Origin of the sequence: Saccharothrix violaceirubra (assembly GCF_014203755.1) — a bacterium.
GTDB classification, from domain to species: Bacteria; Actinomycetota; Actinomycetes; order Mycobacteriales; family Pseudonocardiaceae; genus Actinosynnema; species Actinosynnema violaceirubrum.
On the sequence record NZ_JACHJS010000001.1, the window covers coordinates 5,215,083 to 5,241,939 of the forward strand.

At 70.8% G+C, this 26,857-nt stretch carries 18 protein-coding genes and 1 pseudogene; 10 read left to right on the forward strand and 9 right to left on the reverse strand.

Translation table 11 applies throughout. The features are described 5' to 3' along the window. Nucleotides 1-28 precede the first annotated feature (28 nt). Nucleotides 29-553 (reverse strand): hypothetical protein, encoded by a 525-nt coding sequence (locus tag F4559_RS35465; protein WP_376774655.1) that lies wholly within the window; start codon nt 551-553, stop codon nt 29-31. Between F4559_RS35465 and F4559_RS36820 the strand changes: the two are divergent. Then, nucleotides 537-812: pseudogene (locus F4559_RS36820) on the forward strand (SDR family NAD(P)-dependent oxidoreductase); the annotation flags it as partial. The gene F4559_RS35465 and the pseudogene F4559_RS36820 overlap by 17 nt on opposite strands. A gap of 127 nt (nt 813-939) precedes the next feature. On the opposite strand, the gene F4559_RS23750 reads toward F4559_RS36820, so the two are convergent. Together F4559_RS23750 and F4559_RS23755 are read right to left on the reverse strand one after the other, a co-directional pair. After that, entirely contained in the window at nt 940-1,602 is a 663-nt protein-coding gene (locus F4559_RS23750) for a response regulator (RefSeq protein ID WP_184672196.1), read from the reverse strand. After that, a complete protein-coding gene (locus tag F4559_RS23755) occupies nt 1,599-2,759 on the reverse strand; it encodes a sensor histidine kinase (RefSeq protein ID WP_312865792.1) in 1,161 nt (386 codons plus the stop codon). Before F4559_RS23755 ends, F4559_RS23750 begins: the two co-directional genes overlap by 4 nt. 232 nt (nt 2,760-2,991) lie before the next feature. Between F4559_RS23755 and F4559_RS23760 the strand changes: the two genes are divergently transcribed. After that, on the forward strand, nt 2,992-4,410 hold the full coding sequence (locus tag F4559_RS23760; protein WP_312865793.1) for an alpha/beta hydrolase family protein: 1,419 nt from the start codon (nt 2,992-2,994) through the stop codon (nt 4,408-4,410). A 31-nt stretch (nt 4,411-4,441) separates the two neighbouring features. On the opposite strand, the gene F4559_RS23765 is transcribed toward F4559_RS23760, so the two are convergent. From F4559_RS23765 to F4559_RS23790, 6 genes are all read right to left on the reverse strand, one after another. Then, nucleotides 4,442-5,596: an MAB_1171c family putative transporter gene (locus F4559_RS23765; RefSeq protein WP_184672200.1), complete on the reverse strand. Its 1,155-nt coding sequence runs from the start codon at nt 5,594-5,596 to the stop codon at nt 4,442-4,444. Continuing rightward, complete coding sequence (locus F4559_RS23770; protein WP_184672202.1) at nt 5,597-6,061, reverse strand: hypothetical protein; 465 nt, start codon at nt 6,059-6,061, stop codon at nt 5,597-5,599. Continuing rightward, nucleotides 6,058-6,465 carry a helix-turn-helix domain-containing protein gene (locus tag F4559_RS23775; protein ID WP_184672203.1) on the reverse strand — a complete coding sequence of 136 codons (408 nt, stop codon included), beginning with the start codon at nt 6,463-6,465 and terminating at the stop codon, nt 6,058-6,060. The genes F4559_RS23770 and F4559_RS23775 overlap by 4 nt, the downstream gene beginning before the upstream one ends. Before the next feature lie 414 nt (nt 6,466-6,879). Further along, a complete protein-coding gene (locus tag F4559_RS23780; protein WP_184672205.1) occupies nt 6,880-15,603 on the reverse strand; it encodes a hypothetical protein in 8,724 nt (2,907 codons plus the stop codon). 150 nt (nt 15,604-15,753) lie between these two features. Continuing rightward, nucleotides 15,754-17,418 (reverse strand): WXG100 family type VII secretion target, encoded by a 1,665-nt coding sequence (locus tag F4559_RS23785; RefSeq protein ID WP_184672207.1) that lies wholly within the window; start codon nt 17,416-17,418, stop codon nt 15,754-15,756. A 327-nt stretch (nt 17,419-17,745) separates the two neighbouring features. Further along, on the reverse strand, nt 17,746-18,531 hold the full coding sequence (locus F4559_RS23790) for a hypothetical protein (protein ID WP_184672209.1): 786 nt from the start codon (nt 18,529-18,531) through the stop codon (nt 17,746-17,748). 583 nt (nt 18,532-19,114) lie between these two features. On the opposite strand from F4559_RS23790, the gene F4559_RS23795 reads away from it, so the two are divergent. The 8 genes from F4559_RS23795 (at nt 19,115) to F4559_RS23830 (ending at nt 26,855) form a co-directional block, all read left to right on the forward strand. Continuing rightward, nucleotides 19,115-20,434 (forward strand): ISL3 family transposase, encoded by a 1,320-nt coding sequence (locus F4559_RS23795; protein WP_184672211.1) that lies wholly within the window; start codon nt 19,115-19,117, stop codon nt 20,432-20,434. Nucleotides 20,435-20,821: 387 nt separating this feature from the next. Continuing rightward, nucleotides 20,822-21,814 (forward strand): inorganic phosphate transporter, encoded by a 993-nt coding sequence (locus tag F4559_RS23800; protein ID WP_246445320.1) that lies wholly within the window; start codon nt 20,822-20,824, stop codon nt 21,812-21,814. Nucleotides 21,815-21,930: 116 nt separating this feature from the next. Next, entirely contained in the window at nt 21,931-23,163 is a 1,233-nt protein-coding gene (locus tag F4559_RS23805) for a radical SAM protein (RefSeq protein WP_221447360.1), read from the forward strand. An 18-nt stretch (nt 23,164-23,181) separates the two neighbouring features. Then, nucleotides 23,182-24,384: a GNAT family N-acetyltransferase gene (locus tag F4559_RS23810; RefSeq protein ID WP_184672217.1), complete on the forward strand. Its 1,203-nt coding sequence runs from the start codon at nt 23,182-23,184 to the stop codon at nt 24,382-24,384. Then, nucleotides 24,381-25,484, forward strand: coding sequence for a GTP-binding protein (locus tag F4559_RS23815; protein WP_221447361.1), 1,104 nt, complete (start codon nt 24,381-24,383; stop codon nt 25,482-25,484). Before F4559_RS23810 ends, F4559_RS23815 begins: the two co-directional genes overlap by 4 nt. Beyond that, nucleotides 25,481-26,212 carry a methyltransferase domain-containing protein gene (locus F4559_RS23820; RefSeq protein WP_184672219.1) on the forward strand — a complete coding sequence of 244 codons (732 nt, stop codon included), beginning with the start codon at nt 25,481-25,483 and terminating at the stop codon, nt 26,210-26,212. The genes F4559_RS23815 and F4559_RS23820 overlap by 4 nt, the downstream gene beginning before the upstream one ends. Next, complete coding sequence (locus F4559_RS23825) at nt 26,209-26,529, forward strand: ArsR/SmtB family transcription factor (RefSeq protein ID WP_184672221.1); 321 nt, start codon at nt 26,209-26,211, stop codon at nt 26,527-26,529. Before F4559_RS23820 ends, F4559_RS23825 begins: the two co-directional genes overlap by 4 nt. After that, nucleotides 26,529-26,855 carry an ArsR/SmtB family transcription factor gene (locus F4559_RS23830; protein ID WP_184672223.1) on the forward strand — a complete coding sequence of 109 codons (327 nt, stop codon included), beginning with the start codon at nt 26,529-26,531 and terminating at the stop codon, nt 26,853-26,855. Before F4559_RS23825 ends, F4559_RS23830 begins: the two co-directional genes overlap by 1 nt. Nucleotides 26,856-26,857: the final 2 nt, after the last annotated feature.

Consider the following 26,857-nt stretch of genomic DNA (forward strand, 5'->3'; position numbering starts at 1 on the left):
CTCGCACATCCGTGGTTCGCCTGAGTTCTCAGCCGCGACCATCAGCCTTGAGGATGACAACCCCGGAGCCGGATGGCGCTCGCGTCGCGCGTCGGACGCCCTTCGCGAACCGCGACGCGGCCTCGACCAGGTCCCCCTCGGCCAGGTGGCAGAGGGACAGGCGCACCGTCGTGGCGGTGGTCGGACCGCCGTCCACGAGCAGCCCGGCGGGCCGCCGGTAGCGGACGCCGGCCCGGACGCACCGGGCGGACAACTCCTCCTCGTCGACCTCGGGGCGCAGGCCACCCACAGGTGGTGCCCGCCCTGCGGGACCGCGTACCGGCACGCTCCGGGCAGGTACCGGTCCAGCGCGGCGGACGTGGTCGGGTCCATCGTCGCTGCCGGCGGCGACGCACTCGCCGTACAAGCGGACGTGACGCGGCAGGAGGACGTCGGGCGCCTGTTCGAGCACGCCGTGGACCTCGTGGTCGACAACGCCGGAATCGCCGTGCACGGGCCCGATCGCGGACTTCGCCGCCGACGACTTCGACCGCTTGGTGGACCTCAACCTCAAGGCCGTCCTCCTGGTCCTGCGCCAAGCCGCGGCCCGTCTGCCCGAGCGGGGCCGGATCGTGAACAGCTCCACCCGGCTCACCAGGTCGCCCGCGCCGGGCATGGGCGTGTACACCGCGACGAAGGCCGCCGTGGAGGCGCTGTCGACGACCCCGGCCAAGGAACTCGGTCCACGCGGGATCACCGCGAACAGCGTGCTGCCCGGCGTGACCGACACCGAAGGGCTCGTCACGGCGACCCGGGCGAACCTCGCCGGGATCGCCGCCGCGACACCCCTCGGCCGGCACACCGAGCCGTCCGACGTCGCGTCGGTGGTCGCCGGCCCGGCCCGACGCGGCGTGGGTCACCGGCCAGTCGATCGCCGCGGCGGGCGGGCTCGGCCGACCGTCACGCCGGGTGCACGAGCCGGCTCTCGTAGGCGAAGACCACCGCCTGGATCCGGTCGCGGAGTCCGAGTTTGTGCAGGATCCGCCCCAGGTGGGACTTCACCGTGGCCTCCGCGAGGTGCAGGGTGGCCGCGATCTCGGCGTTCGACAGCCCGGAGCCGACCTGGACGAGCACTTCCCGCTCACGGGCGCTGAGGCGACCCAGCCGCTCGTCGCGGTCGGCGCTTCGGCCGTCGGGGAGGTGCGGGCGGAACCTGTCGAGCAGGCGGCGGGTGATCCGCGGCGAGACCACGGCGTCGCCCGCGGCCACGTCGCGGATCGCGGTGAGCAGTTCCTCGGGCCTGGTGTTCTTCAACAGGAACCCCGACGCGCCGGCCTTGAGTCCGGCGAAGGCGTACTCGTCCAGGTCGAAGGTGGTGAGGATCAGCACCCTCGTCTCCGGGCAGAGCCGGACGACCTGCCGGGTCGCCTCGATCCCGTCGGTGCCCGGCATCCGGACGTCCATGAGGACGACGTCGGGCCGCAGCTCCTGGGCGAGGCGCACGGCATGGTCGCCGTCCCACGCCTCGCCGACCGGCACCATGTCGGGCTGGGCTTCCAGGACCGTGCCGAAGGCCATGCGCAGCAACGCCTCGTCGTCGGCGATCAGGATGCGGATGGTCATGCGCCCACCGTCCCGCCGCTGCCCAGGAACAGCCGGGTGTGGACGCCCCAGCCGCCCGCCGGGAGCGGGCCGGCGCGCAACGTGCCCCCGTAGGCCGCCGCGCGCTCGCGCATGCCGGTGATGCCGTGGCCGGGCGTGTCCGAAAGCGGGCCGCGGCCGTCGTCGACGACGGCCAGCGCGACGCTCTCGGTCGAGCACCGGATCCGGACCTCCGCACGGGTACCGGCGGGCGCGTGCTTCAGGGTGTTGGTCAACGCTTCCTGCACCACGCGGTAGACGGTCAGCTGGGCGGTGGCGGGCACGTGGGCGTGGTCGCCGTCGACGTCGAGCCGGGTCGGCAACCCGGCGGCGCCCAGCTGGTCGGCGAGCGCGCCGAGCTGCGCGATGCCGGGCAACGGGTGGCGTTCCGCGTCCGGTTCGTCGACGCGCAGGATGCCCAGGGTCCGGCGCATGTCGGTCAACGCCTGCCGACCGGTCTCGGAGATCTGGAGCATGGCGGTGGTGGCTTTCTCGGGCGACCGGTGCTGCGCGTAGACGGCGGCGTCGGTGAGCGCGACCATCACGGACAGGTTGTGGGTGACGATGTCGTGCATCTCCCGGGTGATCCGGGTCCGCTCCTCGGCGACCGCGACCCGCGCCTGCCGCTCCCGCTCCCGCTCCCGCCGGGCCGCCCGGTCCCGCACGGCTTCGAGGTAGGCCTTCGTGGTCCGCACGTTCACCCCGAGGACGGCGGCGGCGACGATCATCGCGGTGACCGCGACGAACGGCGTCAGGAAGGCGCCCTCGGCCGTCCAGCGCAGGCAGGCCAGCACGGCACCGACCTCCACGACGGCACCCGCGACGAGCGTGACGCGCGGGCCCGAGTTCGCGGCGACCGTGTAGAGCGCCACGAGCAGGGCGAAGGCGGACGGCAACTGGACGTCCACCACCCACTGCGCGAACCCCGCGGTCGCCACGAGCGCGAACACCACGAGCGGCGCGCGCCGCCGCCACACCAGGGGCGACGCGGCGGCGACCGTGAGCGTCACGGCCACCGGCCACTCGCCGGGCGGGTGCGTGGTCAGCACGTTGAGCAGGAAGAGCACCACCGGCAACGAGTCCCACAGCGCGGCCGGCACCCGGTGGTCGCCGGCCGCCTCGCCCCCGATCGGAGTCACCGCACCACGGTAGGCGGCGAACCCGTCGAGCACATGAGACCACCGGCTGACGGCACTGCGACCCCGGTAGGAATCCCGGCACCTCCCGCGGTAGCACTCCGACCGCCGATCCGGCCTGTCCGACTGCCACCCGGATCGCACCGGGCCCGGCCGCGCGTTCCGCCGCCGGTGGCAGTCCGAAGAGGACCCGGGAGCGATGTGGTCACGCCTGCCCGGAGCCGACGATTACCCCGTGACCGAGCTGATCACGGGACTGCACATGTCCCCGCTGGAACTCCTTGTCCTCCTCAGCGCCGCGGTGCTGGTGGCCGCGCGCTGGCTCCCGTTGCCCGCCCGACCCCGCGTCACGGTCGTGACGGCCGCGGTGTTCCTGCTGTCCGCGATCACGCTCGTGGTGGCGGGACCGCGCTGGCAGCTGGTGCCGGCCCTGGCGGGCGCCGCCCTCGCGCTGCCGTTCGCCCTCTCCCCCGTCCTGCGCCGCGGCCCCGCGCGCCGGGCCCGCTGGTGGCTCGCGCTGCCGGGCACGCTGGCGTGCGCCGGCCTGGTCGTCACGGCCCCGGTGGCCGCCTGGGCGTTCCCCGTGCCCGAGTTCCCCGTGCCGTCGGGCGACCACGCGGTCGGCACCCGCGTTCTGGAGTGGACCGACCCGGACCGCCCGGAGACCTTCACCGAGGACCCCGGGGACCACCGCACGATCGTGGCCCAGCTCTGGTACCCCGCCGAGGACGTCGCCGCGGACGCCCCGCGCGCCCAGTACCTCGGCCGCACGGAGGCCGAGGCGCACACCGTCGCCGAGGCCATCGCGGGCGGGGTCGGCCTGCCGGGTTTCCTGGTCGACGGAGTCCCCCGCGCCCGCACCCACGCCGTCCCGGACGCCCGGGTCGCCGACGGCCGCTTCCCGGTCGTGCTGTTCTCCCCCGGCGCCGGCGGTGTGCGCACCCAGAACACCGCCTGGGCGGAAGAGCTGGCGAGCCGCGGTTACGTGGTCGCCGCCCTGGACCACCTGTACGACTCGGCCGCCGTGGTCCTGGCGGACGGCCGCATGATCACCACGAAGACCATCTCGTCGGGCGACCGCGACCAGGACGAGAAGCTCGCCGCCGACTGGACCGCGATCCGCGCCGCGGACCTGGTCTCCACCCTGACCCACCTGGCCGGCCCCACCCCGCTGAGCGACCACCTGGACCTCACCCGCACCGCCGTGACCGGGCACTCGATGGGCGGCGCCGCGGCACTCCAGGCAGCCAGGCAGGACCGGCGGTTCGCCGCCGTGATCGACCTGGACGGCTACCCCCACGGCCCGACCACGCCCGACCTGACCCAGCCGGCGCTCGCCCTCACCCAGACCGTCACCCCGGACACGGACCCGCGCTACCTGTCCCGCCTGACTGAGGCGCTGACGCACAGCACCGGGAAGAGCTACCGGCTGACCATCCCCGACACCGCGCACCTCACGTTCATGGACGGCCCGCTGTACCTGCCGCCCGTGCCGTCGATCGTCGGCTCGCTGGGCCGCACGGAAAGCCCACGTGTCGTCGCGGCGACCACCCTCGCCTTCCTGGACGCGGTCCTGCGGGACAAGTCCACCGACCTGAACGCCACCCTGTCGACCTACGGCGACCTCACCGTCCACGAACCGCCGGCCGAGTAGGCGAGTCCGGCCGCGGTGGTCGTGACCGGGACTACCTGCGATCGACGACGACGTGACCGTCCGCGCGAGAGCGCAGTTCCACGAGCGCGGCGCTGACCCTGGCCAGCCACAGGGCGTCCGAGTCGAGGTCGGCGGCGTACGTCATCGGCGGAACCGCCCGTCGCCCGGTGAGGGCCGTGCCGCATTCGCGGACGGCCGCGTCGACGCACGCCGCTTCCGCCCGTACGGCAGCCTCCTCCGCGTCGTGCCCCGCCTCGAGAGCCGCCGCGTGCGCACGCCGGTACACCACGTCGTCGAGGTACGAGCGCAACGGCCCGACAAGCGCGTCCCGGATGACGATCACCTGGCTGTGCGGGGTGTCCCGGGAACGCGACGCGGTGCCCGACATGACCGCACGGGCCACGTCCGCGAGTGGTGCGAGGCTCGCGATCAGGCGACGGCGTTGCCTGCGGCGGGCGATCCGGGACGACTGCGCGGTGATGAGCATGCCCGCGGCGATGCAGGTGAACGACGGTGCCAGCAGGAAGATCTGGAGGCCGTCGGGCCCGCTTTCGTCCCACGGCACGGTGATGTGGAGGAGGCCGAGAGCCAGGTACAAGACCTTGTGCGCGGTGTGGGCCATGCCCAGCAGGCATCCGATGCCCACCAGTCGCAGGCCCAGCCGCATCGGCGCGGGTCGGATCATGCGGTTGCGCCAGGCAAGCATCAGCACGTCGCCCACGGCCCACGTGCAGCACGCCAACCACGTCATGACGTAGCCGATCACCAGCGGGTCGTCCGAGCCCTGCCAGCCCTGGCTCAGCTCGCCTCGGCGCAACGGTCCGAGGAGGTACAGCCCGACCAGCGACACCAGCGCGCCCGGCAGGACCCACCGGTGCCACCGCGGACGTGGGGTGCCCGGCTCCACGGACTCTCGGGCGAAGGTCGTCGCGTAGTGGCAGGCGCCGATCAACGCGGCGTGCTGGAGGAGCTGCGGCAACGCGGGCACCTCGCCCAACACCCGGAACACCCCGCGGTAGATCGGGGGGAGGCCGAGCGCGAACGCCACCTCCAACAGGAGAAGTCCCAGGAAGACCGCCCGCTTGGCGGGGTCGCCGGAGTCCCGGCGGATGGCCTGCCATCGGGTCACCACCGCGACGCCGACGAGCAGCATCACGATCAGGTGGACGACGTTCGCCGCGCGCACTCAGCCCTCCAAGGCACGCATCAACGGGGTGGTGTCGTTCGGGTCGCGCCTCAGGGCCAGCGTCGCGTAGGCGAAATCCTCGGCCTCGCGTTCCTCGTTCTCGCCGAACGTGTGGTGCCGGCGGGCGAGCATCACGCGCAACACGCCGGGATCCAGCGCGGTGAACATCGGGGCCAGGGCGTCGGCCACCTCGGTGGCCTGCGCGTGCCCGTACAGGATGTGCCCGAGTTCGTGGAGGATGATGTGGTCCTGGTGCGGACGCGAGGTGCCGGACTCGTAGCAGACGATGTCGACGTCGGCCGCGGCCAACCACAGGCCGGACATCCCGAGCGGGCTCAGCGGCATGGCGACGAGTTCGATCACGCGGCCTCGTCGCGCGCCGAGCGATTCGCACAGCTCGCGCACGTCGTCATAGGGCCCGATCGTCGGCAGGACCTTCGACCGGCGCCGGAACAGCCGCTTCACCGCGCGCCGGCCTCGGGATCGTTGAGCCCTTCGAGGCGGCGCAGCTGTTCGGTCAACGCGGCGACGGCGTCGAGGCTGCCTTCGGACAGGCCGACCAGGCGGGTGGCCGCGTGGGCGATGCCGACGTCACGCATGGCGGCGGCGAGGCCGAGCTGCGCGGCGACCTGCTCCGTGGTCTGGTCGTCGAAGAAGTAGGCGACCGGCACGCCGAAGAACCGCGCCAGCCGCTCCACCGTCTCCTTGGTGGGGTTGACGTTCTTGCCCGACCGGAGTGCGGACAGCAAACCCGTCGACAGTTGGGTCGCGGCGGCGATCTCGGGGTGCGTGAACGGCTTGCGGTCCCGGGGGTGCACCGTGCGGATGAGGTAGTCGACTTTCTCGGCGAGCGTGCGCGGTACGTCCATCGCCCGCCTCCGATCACATCGACGACCCGTTTCCGGCGGTCAGCCTACCGTCGAACCGTGATCACACGGCGCCAAGGCCGTCGCGATCACCGATGACTCCGATGAGCGAACGCGGACAGCGGACCTCGACGGCAGGTCACCGGCCGGTAGCCCTTCCACCGAGCGATGGAACATGATCGACGACACCAGGCCGGAACCGGTGTTCGAGTTCGACCGCGGCACCGGAGACGTGGTCTCGCCGCACTGTGGCGCGACCAGGTCACGGTCACGGGCATCACCGAGGTCCGCTCGGTCTCCGCGCCGCGGTGGATCGGCGAGGCCCTGACCGCCCGACTCGTCGGCGACGACGGTGACACGTACCGACCGCTCCCCCGCCGTCCGATGGGGCGAGTCGACCGCCACGAAATCCCCTCCTCAGGCGTACGCCGTGCCCCGGTCACGCACGCTCTGTTCGTACTCCGCCTCGGCACGCCGCCGCTCGTTCTCCAACTCGGCGCGCAGTCGCCGTTCCGCCCACTGCCGCCGCTCGTTGGCCTGCCGCCGGTGGCGGTCCCAGGTGTCGCGCTGTTCGGCCAGCAGGGTGTTCCACACCTGGTTCGGGTCGAAGGCGCGGGGATCGCGGGCCAGTGCGCGCCGGATCTCCGCGTACCGGTGCCAGCGTTCCGATTCCTGGTGGCGTTGCAGGCCGGTCATGTACTCCTGCCGCTGCCGGTCGAACTCGCGGATGCCCTGTTCGAGCCGCGCCCGCAACCGCGCGCGGACCGCTTCGCGCGCGATCGCGCGGTCCGCTTCCGGGTCCGGCTCCGGCCGTGGCGGGGTGAAGGTTTCCAGGGCGTGCAGGCGGTTCTCGACGAGCACGAGGTTGCGCGGCTTGAGCGACGCGTCCGGGGCGTCGATCCCGGCGGTCATGGGGCCGTTGTCGTTCCGCACGCGGCCCTTGCCGTCCTGGTGCTGGAAGATCGGCTTCACGGCGTCGGTCTCGTAGTACTCGTCGTGCAGGCCCAGGAAGTGACCGACCTCGTGGGCGAGCCGGCGCGGGTCGGTGTCCACCGGCCAGTTGAGCTGGTCGGCGCGGCCGTCGGGTCCGCCGATCAGGATCGTGCCGTGCGCGTCGGCGGCGGTGTCGGTGAACTCGACGGTGACGTTGAACTGCTCGCCGCCGGGGAGTTTGTTGCCCTGGTTGAAGAACTCCGCCACACCCTGCCGCGCCCGGTCCTCGATCCCGGCGAGCTGGGCGGGGTCGGCGTTGCCGTTCGGGTCGAGGTGCAGCTTGACGGTGAAGTCCTTGACCTTCGTGCCGTCGACGTCCAGGTTCCGGACGTCGTAGGCGATCGGGCTGCGCCACCCGTGGATGTCCACCCCGGTCGGGCCGATCGTGGAACTCGACAGCACCCCGCTGTCCTCGCCGCGGACCCACGAGGTCGGCGGGGTGTTCTCGCGGGCCTGGGCCACTCCTTCCGGGGACGCCGGGGTGTCGGGGTAGAACCAGCCCGATCCGGGGTCCGGTGCGGTGGCGGTGGACGGCAGGGACCGGGTGCCCGGGGCGGACGGGGACGGCTGCTGCTTGGACGAGCCGATCTGCGGGTCGTGCTTCGGCTGCGGGGTCGTCGGCTTCGGCTTGGGCGGGTCCTGGTCGGACTGGGTCGGCTTCGACTTGGACGGGTCCTGCTCGGGCGGCGGGTTGCCGTCCTCCGGGTTCGTCGTGGTGGCGACCTCGGTGGGCGGCGGACCGGGCAGGGTGTTGTTGAAGCCCGCGATCTCCTGGTCGATCGTCAGCTTCGCGTCCCACCACGCCTGCTGCCGCACGTCCGCCGCGTCGCGCAACCCGGCCACCGCGCCCTTGGCCGCCTCCACCTGCTGATCAAGGTATCGCTTCGCGTCGTTGGCGTTGCCCAGCCCCTGTTCGGCGCCGTCGAACACGCCCTGCGCGTCGTCGACCGCCTGCTGCGCGCCGTCCAACGCCTTCCCCGCGGCGTCGAGGTCGGTGCGCGCGCTGTCGAACGCGGCCTTGGCCTTGTCGGACAGGGCCTGCGCGTCGCCCACCGCGATGTCCGCCGCCTTGACGTCCTGCTCGGCGTCGGTCTGCTTCCCCTGGGCGGTCTTGAGGTCCTTCTGCGCCTCCGGCAGCTTCTTCGCGAGGTCCACGAGCGCGGTGTTCTTCCCCGCCAACGCCTGTTCCGCGCCGACGACGTCAGCCGAGAGCGCCTGCTCGGTCGCATCGGGACCCGGGTCCTGGCCCTCGGGCGGTGCGGGCCGGTCGGCGAGGTGGTCGGCCAGCGCCTTCTTCGCGTCCGCAACGGCCTGCTCCGCGGCTTCGACGTCCTTCACGCCCGCCTCGACGGCCTTGTTCGCGCCGTCCAACGCCTGCTCGGCCTTGCCGACGTCCGCCTGGGCCGCCGCGAGGTCCTGCTCGGCGCCGGTCTTGCGGTCGAGGGCGTCGGCCAGGTCCTTGTTCCGCGCGTCGAGCGCGGCACCCGCGTCGCCGAAGTTCTTCTGCGCGTCCCCGAACTTCGTCTCCAACGGCGGCAGCTTGGCCTGCTCCGCCGCGAGGTCGGTCTGCGCCTTGTCGAACTTCGCCTGCGCCTCCTTCAGATCCGCGACGGCCTGGTCGATGTCGTTCTTCAGCTCACCGATGACCTGCTGGGCCTCGTGCTCCGCCTTCTCCACCGCGGCCTCTGCCTTGCGCCAGTCCCCGGCGGCGGCCTTCACGGCGTCCTGCACGGCACCCAGGTCGTCGAACTGCTTGCCCAGCACGGTCTGCGCCTCGGGCGCGGGCATCCGCACCTGCGCGGAGTTCGGCACCGACAGGTCGACCACGCCGACCTTGCCCTTGCCGAGGTCGGCGACGATCCGGTACTCCACGTCGAACCCGACCAGCCCGGTGCGCCCCTCCCGCTTGAGGTCGTTGACCTGGTTGTGCTGCGTGCCGGACGCCCCGGCGTCGGACACCTCGCCCGCGTGCTTGACCTCGCCGCCGGGCGTGCTGAACGTGGTGGCGGGGTCCTTCGAACTCAGACCGCCGGTCACGCCGCCCACCACGACGTCGTTCACCTCGGACTTCTTGGCATCGCTGGACGTCGAGGTGATCGTGGTCCTGGGATTCTCCAGCTTCACCCCGTCGCTCAACCCGGCCAGCTTCGGGTTGACCAGCTTCGCGAACACCTTCACGTCCGCGTGTTGGCTCGTGGTCAGCGCGGCCTCGTGCAGACCGGGCACGCTCATCGGCCCGGTCAGCATCCCGGGCAGCTGCGGTTGCAGGTTCTCCGAGCTGAGCGCCGAGTACAGCGCGTTGAGCGAACCGGTGCCCTTGCCGGTGAGGCCGGACTTCGCGCCCGCCGCGCCCAGTGCCGCGATCGCCGCGTCCCGCAGGTCCTTCGCACCACGCAGGGTCTCCACCGACGCGGACGGCGGCAGGGTGGCCGCGTTGCCGCCCTGCTGCCAGGCGGGCGCGTTCGCGGCCTCGGCCTTCGGCCGCGTGGTCCGCGTCGGGTTGTGCGCGGGCGGGGGCGTGCCGCCGGAGATCTTCTGGTTGTCGGCGTGCAGCCGGATGCCCATGTTCTGCGGCCCGGTCCGCGCCGTCGCGATGGGCCGAGGGCTGGTCCCCTTCTCCACCACCAGTTCGAACCGCACGGGCACGTCGAACTTCGCGACCGGCCCGGTGCCGACCCGCTTGTGCCCGACCTGGTTCGCGGTGGAGTCGGTGACGGTGGTGTTGGTGGTGTTGGCGACGTTCACCGCGACCGAGGCGCCCGCCGAGGTGTTGGACAGGTTCGGGTTCGCACCGCCCGGCAGGCCCGCTCCCGGGGTCTTGAGTCCGAGCCCCCAGCCGGAGGCGCTGCCCTTGCCCTGCGTGGCCTTGGTGCTGCCGGCGATGATGTGCTCGACATCGACGCCGTCGTTGGCCATGCCGGTGAACCTGGGCGTTCCCGTGGTCGCCTTGAGGGTGACCTGGTAGGTGTCCTTGCCGAAGGTGCCGGGTTTGTGCACCAGCAACGGGATGCCACCGTCCAGCGCGCTGTCCATCAACGCCTTGACGGAGGTCGGCGACGTCAGGTCCACGAGGCGCTGGAGGTTGTTCATCGAGTCGTCCAGCACCGAGGGCGGCATGAGGTCGGTGCCCAGCTTGGCGAGGTTCGCGGTCAGCTCGGGCACCAGGTTCGACAGGTTGTCCGGCATCTTGTCGATCATGCCCAGGCCCAGCGAGCCCGGTTCGTTCGCGCCGAGCATCGGCGGCGGCGCGATCTCCCCGACCTTCGACGGCGGTGCGGAGGTGTCGGCCAGCACGCCCAGCTTCTTGGCCGCGTCCTCGCTGATCCGCACGAACACACCGCCCGGCAGGTCGACCTTGTTGCCGGCCACCGAGGGCGTGCCCTTGAGCACCGTGTTGCCGGCCCGGCTCTCGCCGACGACCGTGACCGCCGCGTCCATCTGCACCAGCACGGTCCGCCCGCTCGCCGGGGTGATCTTGACCCGGTCCACGTTGCCCGCGACCTCCGCACCGGTGGTGGAGGACTTCGACCACGGCGTCCACTTCGCGCCGACGCCGACCGCGCCTTGGCCGGTGGCGTTCGACGCGGGTTTCGCGGGCAGGTTCAGACCGGCGTTGAGGTCGACGGACTTGACGTCGACAGTACTGTCGGCGGCCTTGAACCCGCCGCCGGTGGTGTTCTCCATGCCGGTCTTGTCCGAAATGGACATCAGCTTGGGCTGGCTCAGCTCGATCTTGACGCCGATGGCCCCGGTCCGGTCGTTGATCCGGCGGCCGTACTTCAGACCGCCTTCCTGGGCGCCGGTCTCCATCATCCTGGGCAGGTTGGCCTTCATGACCTCGGGGCTGAACATCTTGTCGATCTGGTTGCGCGCCGGGGTGCCGGGCAGCGTGAGCGAGGAGTCTCCGCCGGCGGCGGTGTTCAGCGCCTGGATGGCGGCGTCCTTCACCGCCTGGGTGTTCGCCACCGCCTCCACGTGCAGGATCTCCGGCACGGGGTTGGTCGGCGGGGTGGTGAGCAGGGTGTTGATCGACGGTGGTGCGGCGATCGCGGTCGTCACCGGGGCCTGGGGCGTGAAGTCCTTCGGGTCGGTGTCGAACGTCGAGCTGTCCGACGCCCACAGGTTCACCTTGCCGCCGATCGGCGGGATCGTCGCCGCGTTCGGCGCGCCACCGGTCTTGGCGACGACTGTCGGCGTCGGCACGTCGACCCCCGGCATGCCGGGCGTGATCCGCTTGACCCACGCGCGGTTGCGGCTGAACTCGGTGATCTCGATGTCGAACGTCACGTCGTGCTGGAACACCTGGGCGTTGGACGCGCCGACGTTCAGCCCCGAGCTGCTCACCGACGGGCCGGCCGTGGTCTTCACCGAGGTGTTGTCGTTGTACTTGGCGCCGACGTTCGGGGTGGGGGTGAGACTGGTGGACCCCGGCTTCGTCGGGATCGTCATCTTCGCCTCGACGCCGAGGTTCCAGCCCTTCTGGGTGGTCGTGGAGCTGTCCAGGCGCGGTCCGCCGCCGCCCCAGTTCCGCACGTTGTGGCCGTCGACCTGCCCCAGGTGGGTGCCGTTGGTCAGCTGGGCCTTCACGCTGATGTTGACGAAGTCGTTGGTGGCCAGGCCCTGCTTCTTGAGCTGCACCTGGACGCCCGGTCCCAGCAGGCTGTCCATCTTCGCCTTCAACGCGGTGGGCGACAGCTCGGCGGCCAGCTTGCGCTGGTTGCCCAACTGCTCCACCAGGTCGGCGAACCCGGAGTTCTTGCGCGGGTTGCCGTTCGGGTCGTTCCAGGTGGGCAGGAACTTCCCGAAGCCGGGCAGGTTCTTCAGCGCCGTCTCGACCTGGGCCTGCACGTCGGCGGCGGCCGTGAACTCCCCGACCTTGATGTTGCCCGCGGCCAGGTCGGCGGCGAGGTAGGGCGGCTCGAACCTGGTGCCCTCGGTGCCCGGCTTGGTCAGCCCCGTCGGCCCGTCGCCGACCGGCAGGCCCTGCGCGGCGGCCTCGGGCAGGCCGATCCGCAGGTAGGAGGTGGCCGGGACCTGGACGCTCGCGCCGTTCGGCGTGCGCACCTCCAGCAGGGTGGTCACCTTGTAGATGCCGGTGGTCGTCTTGACCTGGACACCGGAGCGGTTGCCGCTGTTGGTGCCCGCGTTGGACGACTCGGTGACCTTCGCCGAGTAGCCGCCCACGACGCCCGCCGTGCCGCCCAGCTTTCCGGAGACCTGCACACCGCCGCCGAGCCCGGCCGAGACGTCGAACCCGCTCTTGGTGTTCGCGCCGATGCCGGTGGTGGTGGTCGCGATGTCGTGCAGCCGCAGCTGCGCGTTCTTGTTGGTACCGACCAGCTCGACGTCCTGGAGCGTCGCCGTCATCTGCACCGCGGTGGCGTGGCCGGCGTTCGGGCTGACGAGGTCGGGCGAGGTGACCCAGCCGTCGAGCATGGCGCCGAGGTTGTCGCGGATCGTGGTGGGGCTCAGGAAGTCCTGGAGCGCGGTCCGGCCCGGCGCGCCGAGCTTGGTGGTGGACGGGTGGAGCTTGGCGGCCACGTTGTCGAACGCGGTCGCGCTGTCGACGTCGGTGACCGCCTCGGGTGCCGGGTGCTCGATCCTGGTGCCCCAGTCGGCTTCCGGGGTGACCGGGCCGCCCTGGTCGGGCGGCGTGAACCCGGTCAGCTCGTCGGGGATCTGAAGGGTGACGTCCACGGGCGTGACCGGGGTGGGGGTGACCGTCACGGTCCCGGTGACGGCGCCGGTCGCGTCGGTGAGGGTGATGTCGTAGGTGACCGGGACGGTGGCGATGGTGGAGTTCTCGCCCGACCGGATCGCGCGCTGGTCGACCGTGCCGGTCTGCACGGCGGCGGACGTGGCGGGCCGGGCGAGCCCGACCTTGACCCCCACCGAGCCGTAGGCGCCGACCTGCTGCCCGGCCGTGCCGCTGAGCGCGATCTCGCCGGCCGTCGCCACCGTCGTGGTGGTATTGGCCGTGGTGCCGCTGTTGGCGGTGAAGTCGACCTTGGTCTTGCCGGCGGGCTTGGAGATCACGTCGGCGTCGTGGGGCGGGGTGTCGAGGTTCACCTTGACGTTCGCCTCGAACCACTTGTCGCCGACCTTGATCGGGAACCTGCGGCCGTCGCCCAGGAAGGTCTCGAAGCTGTCGCCGAGCGCGCTCTCGATCCGGTCGACACCGACCGGGGTGGCGTTCGGGTTCACCGGGAGGAGCGCGGTGACGGCGGCGGCGACCGCGGGGGCGCCGTTGACACCGGTGACGGCGATGGCCCCGAGCGCCTGGCCGCTCTGGAAGAAGTCGGGCAGGTTCTTCGAGGGCAGGACCTTCGTCGGGCCGGTGTCCTCGTCGTCGACCGGGTTCGGGTTCTCGTTCGGGTTCTCGTTCGGATTTCCGCCGGGGTTCGGCGGCTCGACGGTGATCACGGGCGTGTTCGGGGTGTTCTGGTCCGCGCCGCCGGTGGTCGTGTCGGGCTTGGTGCCCAGCGGTTCCATCGGCAGGGACTCGGGGGTCTTCTTGCCGGACGTGAACGGGAGCTTGAAGGGGAACTTGGACCCGCCCGCCTTCTCCTTGCCCGGGTTCTCGACGGGCTTCTTGCCAGGATCCGCGTCCGTGTCCTGTCCCTTGCCCTTGGGGGCTTTGGGCAACCGCGGGACCCTCGGCGACCGGTCCGTCGGCTTGGGGGCGGGCGGCGGGGTGGACGAGGAATCCCTGGGCGCCTTGGTGATGTCGCCGTTGCCGACCTTCGACTCGGGCGTGCCGAACAGGTTCTTGCCCGGACCGCCCGCGTACTTGCTCGTGCGCTCGGACACCCCACCCGGCGCACCACCGGGCGATCCGCCCGGCGCACCACCCGGCGGCAGGGCACCACCCGGCGGCGTACCACCACCGCCCGCCTTGCCGGCAGTCGGGTTGCCGTCCACCGGGGGCAGCGGTCCCGTTCCGCCGACGGCGGCGGTCTTCCCGCCGGGTGGCAGGTTCGTCCCACCTGCCTCGTTCACGCCGCCGGTGGGCATGGTCGCCCCGCCGGGCGTGAACCCGCCGCCACCACCGCCCTTGCCTCCAGGCACACCACCGGGAACACCGCCGCCACCCGGGATGCCGGGAGCACCCGGCGTCTTCGACCCGCCGGGCAGTTGCGTCCCGACCTCGGGCGCCCCGAACCTGGGCACGTCTACCTTGGGGGTCCCGGCCTTGGGCACGTCGATCTTGGGGGTGTCGATCTTGGGGGTCCCGACCGCGGGTACCCCGACCTTGGACGTCCCGACGTCGGGCACGCCGGCCTTGGGCGTCCCACCGGGCACCGTGCCCGGCACGCCGGGCAACCCGTCCGGTCCCGGAAGACCGGTGCCCTTCAAGCGACCGGGAATGCTCCCCGCACCACCCTTGGCGACGGATCCGGTGCCGCTCGGCACCTTCGCACCGCCGAGTCCCCCGCCTACGTTGCCCTTCGGCCCGTTCGGCGGCACCACACCCGGGACGCCGACATCGCCCTTCAGCCCGCCCGGCCCGCCACCGGCGGTGCCCTTCGGCGTGGTCACCGGCCCGACACCCGACGGGTTCACCCCGCCCTTGGCACCACCGGGACCGCCGACTCCGGCGTTCCCCTTCGGGCTCGTCACCGGACCGACGGCGGGACCTGTCGCACCCTTCGCACCGCCGCCCGGACCGACACCCGCACCGCCCCTGGGCGCGGTGGTCGGCGCGACCGAAGGCCCGGTCGTCCCCTTGGTCCCACCGGTCCCGCCCGGCCCGCCACCGCCCTTCGGCCCCACGGGCTTCGTCACCGCGGGTCCGCCGTTCTTCGCACCACCGGGCGGAAGACCGCCCGGCTGCCCCGGAGGCCGTAAGGCACCGGAGTCCGGGTTGATCTTGGCGAGTTCCTTGCCGCTGTTGGCGTCCGTGAGGACGTGCGTCTCGTGGGTCGCCTTCAAACCCGCCTGGACGTTGCCGAACGTCGTGGCCGCCTGCTGGGCCTGGGTCACCGTGTTCGCGTTGGACTCGTTCAGCGCGGGCACCATGAACAGACCGATCGGCCCCAACGCGTTGGGTGCGAACTGCAAGCCGCGCAAGCCGTTGGAGATCCCGGACAACCGGTCTTGAAAGCCGCCCGCCTTGGCCTGCAACCCCTCCAGGGTGGAACTGCTCATGCCGAACCCGGTCCCGCCCGTCGGTCCGCCCACGGGCGGCGGTGGCGGGGTCGGTCCGGACGTGGGTGTCGAGGTCGGGCCGGACGGGTTCGGGTTCGGGTTGCCGACACCCGGGTTCTTGGGAGCCATGGGCCGTTCTCTCCCGGTTTCCTAGATCTGGACCGACGGAGCGTCGGACTTGGTTTCCCGTTCCCCTGAGGGGTATTTGGCCTTGTAGTCGTCGTAGGACTTCTTGGCCGCTTCGCCGGACGTCTTGGCCTCGGTCGCGGCCGACTCGACCTTCGCCCCCGCCGCCTCGGCGTCCCGGGACGCCCGCTCCGCCGCCGCGATGTCGGCCTCGCTCCCGGTGCGCAGCGCCTTCGCGTTCGCCTCGGCGGCTTTCGCGTTCGCCTCGGTGTACTCGGTGTTGGCCTGCTCGTACTTGGCGTTCGAGGCCTTGGCTGCGTCGTTCTTGGCGGACAGGTCGCTTTCGTCCGCCGCACGCGCCGGGTCTTCCTGGCCGCCGGGGTTCTTGGTCTTGTAGTCCTCGTATGCCTGCTTCGCCGCGTCGTCGGTGGGTTTGGTGGCGTCCAAGGCTTCCTTCGAGTTCTTCGACGCGTCGGACAGGTCGCGGGCCTCCTTCGCCGCGGTGTCCGCCGCGTCCGCCGCTTCGGCGCGGGCCGCGTCCGCCTCGGCCTTCGCGGCGTCGTACTCGGCCTTGGCCTTGTCGAAGGCCTCCTTGTCGCCCGCTTCGGCGGCCTTGTTCACCTTCTCGGCCGCGTCGTCGACCTTCTCGTTGGCATCGGACAACTTCTTGGTCGAGTCGTTGAGCTTCTCGTTGGCCGCCTTGGCTTCCTCGGCCTGCTGCTTCTCGGCCTCCTTGGCGTCCTCGTACTGCTGATTGGCCGCCTTGGCGTCGTTGTTCGCCTTGTCGACCACGTCCTGGTCGTCGTCCTGCTTCTTGGCCTTGCCGATCGTCTCGTCCACGTCACCGACCGCCTTGACGCCCTCCCAGGCGATCTCCGCGACATCGGCGATGTTCTCGAACCGCTCCCACCCCTTACTGATCATCTTGACGATGTCGTCCAGCTTCCCGACCCGCCCCAGGTTGCGCCCCAGCGCCCCGACCAGCTTCGCGATGCGCGAGGCGATGTTGGAGGCCAACGCGACACCACGCCCGACCGCGTAGCCGATGAACGCCGGGATCGACGCGCCCGCGGTGGGGACCATCGCCGCGGCGGCGGTCAGGGCACCGCCGATCAGCGAACCGAGGAACTGCGCGATCATGTCGCGGACGATGTCCCGCAGCACGGTCACCAACATCCCGGTGACGGCGACGACCTTCGCCTTCGTCTCCACCGCACCGGCCAGGTCGTCCAGCTCCTGCCCCATCGCGGTCATGCTCGCCTGGAACCGCTCGGACGCCGTCCCGGTCCAGCCGTCGAACGTGGCCAGCCCCTGCTTGTGGTCCTCGGCCAACACCCGGATCTCGGCAGCCTGCCGCTTGGTCGCCTCGACGTTCGCCTGGATGTTCGCCGGATCACCCATGAGTTGGTCGAACCCCTCGCGGATGAACGTGATGTGCTCGATCAACCACCCGATCCCGGCACCGAGAATGCTGCCGAACGGATCGGTGACGATCATCGCGACCGAGGACGCCGCACCGATCGCGTTGAACGTGATGTCCAGGACGCGCTCGGTCTCGGACTCGGCATCGGACCCGATCGAGTCGATCAGGCCGTCGAAGGCCTCGACGAACATCGAGCCCTTGAACTTGTTCTCCTCGGTGATGTCCATGCCGGGAGGGGACGCGAGGGGCGTTTCGGGCGCGGTCATGACCTGGCCTTCCTGGGGACCGGGACGAAGTCTCGTCGTGCGCCGAGCCGGACCCGCCCGGTCCACCGGGCAGGTTCTCGCGCCACTACACGGCCCGGGCACCGCTCCGGTTCACCTTGATCACGACGGACTTCGGACCGTGTCCGGAGATCGACGTCCGGGGCGGTCCCGTCCACCACCGCGGCCCACCCGAAGAACCGGTCGGCGTCCTCGCCACCCGACACACGTTCCCTGCGCGGCCCCTCCATCACGGGCCGCGGCACATCAGGGGGACACCGCACTCGCGGGCCCACCACCGAGGCCGATCCGCTCCCGAGTTCCGCGGGCTTACGGCACGGCGTCGTCCCCGCCCAGGGCGGTGGTCTGGACGGCGTCGATCCGCACAGCGGTCTCCCACGAACGGCGCCGCAACGCGGCCGACAACAGGTCGTCCAACTCGTCGGAGCCGGGATCCCCGTCGTGGACCGTGCCGTGCGGCACGACGAGCGTGTTGGTCGCGACAACCAGGAACCGCAGGCGCACCAGCCGGTAGTCCGGGCCGGACAACTCGCGGTCGTTGTCCCACGGACTCTGGAACTCCGCACGCGCGGCCAACAGCGCCGCCCACCGACGCAGGCGCGCGGCGGTGTGCCGCCCCTCCCACGAATACAGGTCGACGTCGGGAAGCAGGTCGTCTCCGAGCCCGTCCACCAGGTGTCCGGCACGCGGAACGGGCCAGGGCGGCACGTCCGCACCACTCGAAGCCGACGAACCGTGCCCGAGTTCGCGCTGCCGGGCAACAGACCGCGCCCTCAGGTCGAGCACCGCCTCGTCCACACGCGCCGTCGTCAGGGAAACGGGCACACCAAGCACGACGGATCCGCGATCGAGACCGGCCACGACCAGACACAACGCGAGCACGACCGGGTCGGTCAGGTCGTGCTCGGTCAGCAACACGACCCGACGATCCCCACGGTCGTGCTCGCCGTTCCGGTAGGAGGCGCCCAGCCCGAACAGCGTCGTCGCGCCGACCCGGTAGACCGTGACCCGGTGGGAGAAGCGGCCGTCGTCAAGCCGGGCCAACACCTCTTCCACGTCGGCGGAAAGGCCTCCACCCGACGCGACGACGCTCACCTCACCGTCGGTCACAAGGTGGCACAGGTCAGCCCGGTCACAGGCAACGGCCATCCGCGCGAGGTTGTCGTGAAGCGGGGCGGGTCGACACGGATCGCTGGGCGGTCCTTCGAACACGGGCCGGATCGACGACTGACATCCGACTACCGATCACGGTAGTCCGCCCACCGCAGCCGTGACGGTGTCGCCATGAAGCCGAACTGCCGCCACAAGCCCGAGAATCGTTCCGCTACCCCCACAACCGCATCCAAGATCGGCAAGAGCACACGAAAAGCCCGCTGAACTGCGGGTCTGTCAATCTCGTTCGGTTCTGTCGCTGATTGCGTGATCAACGAGTTCGGGTGGCTGCCGGCAGGTATAGCGGGTCTGTGATCATGGTCGGGTGTGGTCGTGACTGGTTGGCAGCCCTGCTTCCGCACCTTGCTGACGTGGTGGTGGAGCGAGTCGAGCCGGCCTCGGCGGGCGTGCGGATCTGGGCGTGCACAACGGTGAAGACCGCGCGCTGCCCTTCCTGTGGTGTCCGGTCAGATCGAGTGCACAGCCGCTATGACCGGAAGCTGGACGATGCGCCGGTGGCAGGCCGGTGGTGCTGCGATTACGGGTGCGTCGGTTCTTCTGCGACGACCAGGGCTGTGCGTTGGAGACGTTCGTCGAGCAGGTCGACGGTCTGACCGTAGGGCACGCGCGCCGTACGCTGTTGTCGCGCACCGCGTCGGAGCGCATCGGGTTGATGTCGGCGGGCAGAACCGGGGCGCGCCTGGCCGCCGGTCCCGGACTGCCTTCCAGTCGAAGCACGCTGCTGCGGTTGGTGCACGCCCTGCCCGATCCACCGGTCGGGGTGGTGGAGGTGCTCGGGGTCGACGACTTCGCCCTGCGTCGCGGTCGCCGCTACGCGACCGTGCCGATCGACGCGGTCACCCACCGCCGCGTTGACGTGCTGCCCGACCGCAGGGCCGCGACCCTGAGCGCGTGGCTGTGTGCGCATCCCGGCGTGAGGATGGTCTGCCGGGACGGCTCGGCCACCTACGCCGAGGCCGTTCGCCAAGGCGCCCCGGACGCGGTCCGGATCGGTGACCGGTGGCACCTGTGGGACAACCTGGTCGCAGCGGTGGAGAAGACCGTGACCGCGCACAGCACATGGTGGTACGTCGGACCGGAGCGACGCACGAAGACCGCGGAGGAGCGGACCCTGCAGCGGCACGCGGCGGTCCACGGCCTGCTGGACCAGGGCGTCGGACTGTTGGAATGCGCACGACGCCTTGGCGTGTCACTCGACACGGTCAAGCGCTACGCCCGCATTCCCTCCGCCGAACAGTTGCGACGCCCGCCGCCCTACCGGCGCGGCATGGTCGACCCCTACCGCGGCCACCTGCGCCGCCGCCTCGCGCAGCAACCCGACGTCCCTGTCACCCACCTGCTCGCCGGGATCCGCGTCCTGGGCTACCCCGGCAGTGCCAACCTCCTGGTCCGCTACCTCGAACAAGGCCGCGCCGAACCCGACCGCGTCCCGCCCTCGCCACGACGCCTGGTCACCTGGCCGACGAGCAAACCGGAGAGCCTGCCCGGGCATCATCGCCGCCATCTCGACGACCTGATCACCGGCTGCCCGCCGATGACGACGCTCGCCCAGCGGATCCGCGAGTTCGCCGTAATCCTGACCCACCGTCGAGGACAGGACCTCAATGCCTGGATCGACGCGGTCCTGGCCGACGACCTGCCCGCTCTGCACCGCTTCGTCCACGGTCTGCGCAAGGACGACGACGCCGTGGTCGCCGGACTTTCCCTGCCCCACAGCAACGGTCCCACCGAAGGAGTCGTCAACAAGATCAAGCTGCTCAAGCGGCAGACCTGCGGGCGAGCGGGCTTCGCCCTGCTGCGCAAGCGGATTCTGCTCAACCGATAACCGCCCCGGATCCGCCATCTGCCCTTGACCTCAAGTCATTGATCACGCAATCAGCGACAGAACCGAACGTTTTACAGTCCCCCGCTTGGGCGATCTCGAAGACAGGCGCTGACCAGGCACCCAGCACCGCGCAGGGAGTTGGCGTGCCGCGCTGATCCGGTTGCGGCTGTCGCGGCCGGACTCCCCGACGGCGCCTGTCCGTAGACCAGGTCGCCCACAGCCTTGGCCGGAGTGCGACATATTCGGGCGGCCATGAACCGGCCAACTTCGACATGGCGCCCGGATGCCGTCGGACAAATTGCACGTCCTTCTATCTAGAAGCTTATCGAAATATTGCCGCCCACGATGCCGCGAAGGTAGCGTTTCGCAGCTCTGGGGGTGATTCGTATGGGTCTCGTACTGGTGCTGACACTCATCGCATTCCTGGCAGCCGCCAATGGGAGCAATGACGTGCCGAAGGGTGTGGCGACTCTCGTGGGTGCGGGAGTGACGAACTACCGCGTCGCGATCTTGTGGGGTACGGCGGCGACGCTCGTCGGGTGTGTGGTGTCACTGACGCTGGCGACGCGGATGACCGCCTTGTTCTCCACCGGGATCGTGTCCGTGGCTCCGACGACGGAGTTCACCATCGCCGTCCTCGTCGGTACGACCGGTTGGGTCGCGGTGGCGACGCTGCTGCGGCTCCCGGTGTCGACGACGCACGCCCTGGTCGGTTCGCTGGTCGGAGCCGGGACGATGCTGGCCGCCGACTCCGTCCGGTGGTCCGCCCTGTTGCCGAAAGTGGTCCAACCGCTGTTGTCGAGCGTGCTTGCCGCGTATGCGGTCTCGGCGGCGCTCGCCGCGTTGGGCCGTGTCCGGCGTCGACGAGTGGATGTGCCCGGCTCCGCGCGGGCGGACGTGGCGCGGGGCCGGGTGGTCGACGCGATCGTGGGTCGGGCGCACTGGGCCACCAGTGGCCTGGCCAGTTTCGCGCGTGGGCTCAACGACACGCCCAAGATCGTCGCCATCGGTGCCGCCGCACTGGTGCCCGCGGGGTTCGCGACCTGGCACATCCTCGTGGTGGTGACAGTGGCGATGGCGGTCGGTTCACTCGCGGGTGGGCTCCGGATCGCCAAGCGGCTGGCCGAGGACGTCGTGACGATGAGCCACCGGGAGGGTTTCACCGCGAACCTGACCACCGCCGCGCTGGTGGGTGTCGGCGCGTGGGCGGGGCTGCCGATGTCCACGACGCAGGTGTCGACGGGTGCGATCGCGGGCTCGGCGGGTACGGCGGTACGGCGGATCAACGGGAAGACCGTCCGACAATTCGCTATCGCTTGGATTGTGACGCCGCCATTCGCGGGAACCGTGGCCGCATTGATCTTCCTCGTCCTCCGCTGAGCACCTGATTAGACATCCCTCTAATCAACACCACCCGTCCGCCTATATCGAAGCATTGACATGTCTCGCGACAGGGGTCGAAACTCTGTGCCACTCGTAGGATTCGGGGAGGGATCTTGACGGAGCGGAAGGTATTGGTCGTATCGGCGTTCGAAGCCGAGATGCAGCCCTTGGCCTCCGCGTGCGCCGCGGCGGCACTGAGTGAAGTCGGTGCCGAGGTGACAGCATGGGACGCCCACCTCTTCGCCCGTCCCGAACCGGTGGGCCGGTTCGATCTCGCGCTGGTCGGCGTGGGGCAGTTCGAGGGTCTGGCCCGCGGGTTGGACCTCGTCCGTCGGCTGAGGAACCGGGCTTCCCGCACGATCGTGTTCGGCCAGTATGCCCAGATGAACTCCGCCGCGTTCCTCGACGAGGCGGACGGGGTGCTGTTCGAGGAACCGGAACGGGTCGCACGGGAACTGGTGTCCGGTGAACTTGCGAACGTGCCGGCGCTGAGGGGTTCGTGGGGCATGGCGCCACGCCCTCCGCACCGCCGGTTGGCGTACACCAAGCCTGCCCGCGAACTGTTCCCCTCGTTGGTGCATTACCACGCCCACCACACCCGGTACGGCCTGATGGGCAACATCGAGGCGACTCGTGGTTGCCACCACCGGTGCACCTACTGCTCGGTCTACGGCGCCTACGACGGCGGGATCGCGCCGATCGAGGCCGAGGCGGTGGTGCGGGATGCCCTCCAGCTCGCCGACGAGGGCGTACGGCACTTCTGCTTCATCGACGCGGAGTTCTTCAACTCGCGCAGGCTCGGCATCCAGGTCGCGGAACGGATCGTCGCCGAGGTCGGGCCGTGCACGTTCGAGATGACCACCCGGGTCGACCACATCCTGGACTACACGGCCGAACTCGAACGCTTCGTCGAGCTGGGCCTGCGGCGGGTGACGTCGGCGCTTGAGTTCCCGTCCGACCGTATCCTGCGGATCTTCGACAAGGGCATCGACCTGGGGGACACCCGGCGGGCGATCGCCGAGGCCGACCGGCTCGGGTTCGCGCTCAACCCGACCTTCATCCCGTTCACGCCGTGGGTGAGCTACGAGGAACTGCTGACCTTCGAGGACTTCCTCGCCGAGACCGGGCTGGAGCGGACGACCGATCCCACGGCGTTGCAGACAAGGTTGTTGCTGTTCAAGGGATCGCCGTTGCTCGGCTCTCCGTGGCTGGACGGTGTCGACACCGTCGACCGCGGGTTCTTCGTCGAGTGGACGCACCCGGACCGTCGGGTCGAGGAGCTGTGGCTGCGTCGCCGCCAGGACGCGGAGGACGTCGGCAAGGTGCGCTGCTGCGTCAAGTGCTGAGACCCGGGAGGCTGCCGAATGAGTGGTTCGCACCGCGTCGTCGTGGAGTCGGGCACCACGCTGCCCGACGGTGACTGGCCTTGGGAGCAGGGTGATCTGAAAGAGGCGTGGCCGTACCTGGGCCCCACCTGGTTGCGCGCCACCGAGAAGGCGCTGCCGGAAGCCGGACCGTGGCACACGGTGGCGCGTCGAGGCCGCGGTGAGATCGCCTACCTGCCTGGGTTCGTCTTCGACGGGCCTCCCGCCGTCGACTTCGATCCGCGCACCTACCTCGGGTGGCAGGCCGCGTCCGGGCAGGAGGTGTGCTGCGGCACCTCGGTCTGTTCCGACACCGTCGCCGAGATCGACGCGTTGGGCCTGGCGCCGTTCTTCCCCGTGCTCGTGCTCGGTTCGCCGTTGGGGTATCGGACGGAGGCCGCGTTCACCTTCTGGACCAGGTCGTTGTTCCCGACGCTGCTGGGCAACGCGGTCGAGTCGGCACTGGCCCAGGGCGTCCGGTCGGTGATCGCGCCGTGGATTCCCGATCGCCTGGGGAACGAGCACCTGGCCGGCTCGTTCGGTGCGGTGGGGGGAAGCACGACGTTCTGGGGTTACGAGGACTTCCTCCGACTGGACGCCACCGACTACGAGAGCCACCTCGAAGCCCTTCCCCTGAAACGACGTCGCAGGATCACCGAGGACTTCGACCGGGTCTCGGCGGCGCGGGTCGACCTCTCCCGGGTGACCGGCGAGGAGATCCGGCCGTTCGTGGGCCGGATCGCCGAGCTGACCTGCCTCAACCGGGAGAAGAACGGAGCGGGCGAGGAACCCTCGCACATCGAGACGATCCTGACCGCACTGCTCGACGCGGGCGCCGACGTGCGTTGTCACCTGGCCCGCAAGGACGGCGCGGTGGTCGGCGTGTGCGTGGCGATCCGCAAAGGCGACCGGCTGTTCCTGAAATGGGCCGGCTTCGACTATGCGGTTCTGGGCGACCGCAGCGGCGTGTACTTCGGCCTGGTGCTCGACGCACCGGTACGCGAGGCGTACGACGAGGGCCTGCGCTTCGTCGAGTACGGAGCCGGCGCGCACCAGGCGAAGGCGTTGCGGGGCTGCGCACCGCGCGCCGTGACCACCGGGCTCGTGGTGGCCGACACCGGTCTGCGCGAGCGGGTCGCCGGCCGGCTGGCGGAGTTCGGACGGACCAGGCACGAGGTGTTCGGCGGAGGGCGGAAGAGTTGATCAGATTCATCGCGCTCAGCGGCTTTCTCGGCGCGGGCAAGACCACCACGATGCTGGCGGTGGCCAGGCGGCTGGAGGCCGCGGGCCGCCGGGTCGCGGTCGTCACCAACGACCAGAGCGACGATCTGGTCGACACGAAGCTGGCGCGCGGCGCCCTGGGTGCCGTCGGCGAGGTGACCGGAGGGTGTTTCTGCTGCCGGTTCGAGGACCTGGTCGACGTGGTCCGCGAGATCGTCGAGGAGCACCGGCCCGACACGATCATCGCCGAGTCGGTGGGCAGCTGCACGGACCTCCAAGCCACCGTCATCCGACCGCTTCGCCGCTACTACGGGAACACGTTCGCGGTCGCGCCGTTGACTGCGGTCGCCGACCCCCTGCGCTTCCGGGCGTTCGCCCGCGTGTGGGAACGCGGTGAGCCCGACACCGACATGACCTACCTGTACCGGCGGCAGCTCGACGACGCCGAGGTGATCGTGGTCGGCAAGGCCGACGTGGTGCCCGCGGCCCACCTCGACGTGACCGAGGCAGCCGTGCGCGAGCACTTCCCGCACGCCAGGGTGCTGGTCTGCTCGGCGTTGACCGGCCTGGGCCTCGACCGGCTCGTCGCCGAGTGGAGCGTCGACGCCGCCGAGGGCCGGGACCTCGAAGTCGACTACGACCGGTACGCGGCGGCCGAGGCGGCGCTGGCCTGGCAGAACCGGACCTTCGACGTCGAAGCCGCCGGCGACGTGCTGCCGGTGGACTGGGGCCGGTCGGTGCTGCGCCGGATCGGCGAGGAGTGCGCCGTCCGCGACTGGCTGGTCGGACACGCGAAGGCGTCTCTCGAATCCTCCTCCGGCCTCACGAAGCTCGGCATCACCGGAACCGGAGTCGAGCCCGTGGTCGACGTCGAGACCCCGGACCCGGTGCGGACGTTCCGCGTGGTGCTCAACGCCCGGATCGCCTGTGAACCGGAGGAACTCGACCGACTCGTGGCCGAGGCCGTCGGCGCGGCCGACGAACGGTTCGGCACCGGGTCGCGGGGCGCCCCGGCGTCGGCGTTCAAGCCCGGCTATCCACGACCACTGCATCGACTCGCCGCGGAGGTGGGAAGGTCATGACCGTCGAGAGGGAAGATCTGGTCGAGCAGGTCAGGGCGCACTACGCGGCCAAGGCCACGACCTGCTGCGGCCCGTCGGACGTGACCGTGTTCGGGGTGGCCCGCTACGCCGACGTCAACCCCGACGAGGTGCCCGGACAGGCGCTGCTCGCGAGCCTGGGCTGCGGCAACCCCACGGCGGTCGCGGCACTCGGTCCGGGCGACCGCGTGCTCGACCTCGGCTGCGGCGCCGGTCTCGACGTCATCCTCAGCGCCCGCCGGGTCGGCACGACCGGAAAGGTCTACGGGCTCGACTTCCTGGACGAAATGCTCAGCCGCGCACGGGAGAACGTCGCGCTCGCGGGCGTGCACAACGTCGAACTGCTCAAGGGCACGATCGAGGCGATACCGCTGCCTTCGGACTCGGTGGACGTCGCGATCTCCAACTGCGTCATCAACCTGTCGGTCGACAAGCAGGAGGTCTTCCGCGAGTTGTTCCGCGTGCTGCGCGCGGGCGGCAGGCTCGGTGTGAGCGACGTCGTCGCCGACGACCGGCTCTCCCCGGCGGAGCGTGCTCGACGCGGCGGCCACGCCGACTGCATCGCGGGTGCCCTGTCGTTCACCGAATACCGGGAGGGCCTGCTCCAGGCCGGATTCGTCGAGCCGACGATCGAGGCCACCCACCCGGTCGCCGACGGCATGCACGGCGCGATCGTGCGGGCCGTCAAACCCGCTGGGTGCTGCGGATGACGGACGAAGGCGTGGCGATCAGCGCGGAGTGCGCCGACTACCTCGCCGGACTGTTCAAGGCGATGGCCGACCCCGTCCGGTTGCGGCTGTTGAGCATCGTGCTGTCCCACAAGGACGGCGAAGCCTGCGTCTGCGAATTGACCAACGCCTTCGGCCTGTCCCAGCCGACGGTGAGCTACCACCTCAAAGTCCTCCACCAAGCCGGGCTGGTCGCCCGGGAGAGGCGAGGCACCTGGGTGTACTACCGCGCTGTTCCCGAGGCGATCGCCGAGGTGGCCGCGCTGGTGGGAGGCATGGACCGCGTCGGGACAGGGTGATGGGCGCCGAGGCCGCGATCAGCGTCCGCCACGCCGAGGAACTCGCGAAGACCCTCAAGGCCCTTGCCCACCCGATCCGTCTCCGACTCGTGTCGCTGCTCGCGCACGAGCCGGACGGGGAAGCGTGCGTCTGCGCCATCTCGGCGGAATTCGGGGTCACCGGTCCGACCATCAGCCACCACCTGAGATTGCTGCGCGAGGCGGGCGTCCTGGCGTGCGAACGCCGGGGCACATGGGTGTACTACCGCCTGAACCCGGACGTGCTGGACCCGGTGCTCCAGGCGATCCCGTTGACCTCGACATCTCCATCTATTATCGTCGATTGACG